This window comes from Streptomyces adelaidensis, assembly GCF_016598475.1.
Lineage (GTDB): Bacteria > Actinomycetota > Actinomycetes > Streptomycetales > Streptomycetaceae > Streptomyces > Streptomyces adelaidensis.
This window is the reverse complement of the sequence record NZ_JAEMUX010000320.1, coordinates 1-386: the sequence shown is the minus strand read 5'-3', so window position 1 is coordinate 386 and position 386 is coordinate 1. Positions and strand designations below refer to the sequence as shown.

The window sequence follows — 386 nt, the reverse complement described above, 5'->3', positions numbered from 1 at the left end:
GGGAGGCGCGGGCAGCCGCCCAGAAGTCGGGGCAGAGTGTCGAGGTGACGGGTCTCCGGCAGGAGCGTCGTACCGTCGTGGCGAACAGCGACGGCACTTTCACTGCCCAGGAGTTCGCCGAGCCGGTGCGCACCTGGCAGGGCGGCCAGTGGGCGGACATCGACGAGTCCCTCGTCCGGCGCACCGACGGCACCTGGGCACCGAAGGCCACCACGGCCGATGTCACCTTCTCAGCCGGCGGCGAAGGGCCGTTCGCCCGGATACGTGTCGCCGGGCGCGAACTCGCCCTGTCCTGGCCGGGCGGAGACCTGCCGAAGCCGGTGATCGACGGCGACTCGGCGACGTACGAGAACGTGCTGCCCGATGTGGACCTGGTCGTGCAGGCC

General features: G+C 71.5%; 1 protein-coding gene. It reads left to right on the top strand.

The window, feature by feature from the left end; translation table 11 throughout:
• Positions 1-77: 77 nt before the first annotated feature.
• On the top strand, positions 78-386 hold a 309-nt coding region (locus I8N67_RS42050; RefSeq protein ID WP_200309696.1), incomplete at its 3' end, for a hypothetical protein.